The 1,386-nt window shown below is 66.7% G+C and carries 1 protein-coding gene; it reads left to right on the top strand.

Annotated features, from left to right (window positions below):
• On the top strand, positions 1-1,345 hold a 1,345-nt coding region (locus IQ458_RS19450), incomplete at its 5' end, for an EAL domain-containing protein (RefSeq protein ID WP_203323843.1).
• Positions 1,346-1,386 lie beyond the last annotated feature (41 nt).

The following is a 1,386-nucleotide window of genomic DNA, read 5'->3' on the forward strand; positions in this document are numbered from 1 at the left end:
CGCCACCGTCGGCATGGCGCTGTGCCCGGAAGACGCCACCACCGTCACCGGCCTGCTGCAATGCGCGGAGACCGCGGTCGGCCAGGCCAAGCACGAGGGCCTGAACCTGGTCCGCCGCTATGCCCGCGACGCCGCCATCAGCATCCGCAGCGACAGCATCATCGCGCGCCAGATCGTCAACGCGATCGACAACAACGAGTTCCGCCTGCACTACCAGCCGCAGATCAACGCCCACGACGGCCGCGTGGTCGGCATGGAAGCGCTGCTGCGCTGGCATTCGCCGGCACTGGGCGTGCTGGTCCCCGAGCGCTTCATGCACGTGGCCGAAAAGCTCGGGGTGATCGTGCAGATCGGCGACTGGGTGCTGCGCGAGGCGTTCCGGCAGGCACGGGTCTGGCGCGATTGGGGCTTCGACGACTTCGAGATCGCGATCAACGTCTCCACCCTGCAGCTGCTGCGCCCCAACTTCGTCATGGAAGTGCTGGAGGCGATGCAGGTCGCCGGCATCCCGGCGCAGATGGTGGTGCTGGAAGTACGCCAGAACGCGCTGGCCAAGGATACCCATCTGGTCCATCGCACCCTCGCCAGCCTGCACCGCGAAGGCGTGCGCCTGACCCTGGACGACTTCGGCATGGGCGATTCCAACCTGGATTCGCTGGTGCGCTTCGCGGTCGACAAGATCAAGATCGATCGCAGCTTCGTGAAGGGCGTGCCGGCCAGCAACCGCGAGGTCGCCATCACCTGCGCGATCATCGCGATGGGCCACCAGCTGGGCATGAAGGTGATCGCGCACGGCGTGGAAACCGACATCCAGCTGGGTTTCCTGCGCCGCAACCATTGCGACATGTTCCAGGGCCACCTGTTCGGCGAACCGATGTCGGCCGAGGATGCCGGCGCGGTGCTGCGCCGGCGCTACCTTCGCGCCGACGCCTTCGCCGCCACCAAGCCGGATCGCACCCTGCTGCTGCTCGATGACGAAGAGAACATCCTGCGTTCGCTGGTGCGCCTGTTCCGCCGCGACGGCTACCGCATTCTGGCCGCCTCCAGCGTCAACGACGCCTTCGAGCTGCTGGCCACCAACGACGTGCAGGTGATCCTGTCCGACCAGCGCATGTCCGACATGAGCGGCACCGAGTTCCTCGGCCGCGTGCGCGTGCTGTACCCGGACACCGTGCGCCTGGTGCTGTCCGGCTACACCGATCTGGCCACCGTCACCGAAGCGATCAACCGCGGCGAAATCTACCGCTTCCTGACCAAGCCCTGGAACGACGACGACCTGCGCGAACACATCCGCCAGGCCTTCACCGCCTACGAGAACCAGCCTCACCACCGCGTGGTTGGCTGATTGCCTCGGTTCGGGGAGCAGCGGAGCAAGCTCCGCTCTAC

Origin of the sequence: Pseudoxanthomonas beigongshangi, assembly GCF_016820515.1 — a bacterium.
GTDB lineage: Bacteria > Pseudomonadota > Gammaproteobacteria > Xanthomonadales > Xanthomonadaceae > Pseudoxanthomonas_A > Pseudoxanthomonas_A beigongshangi.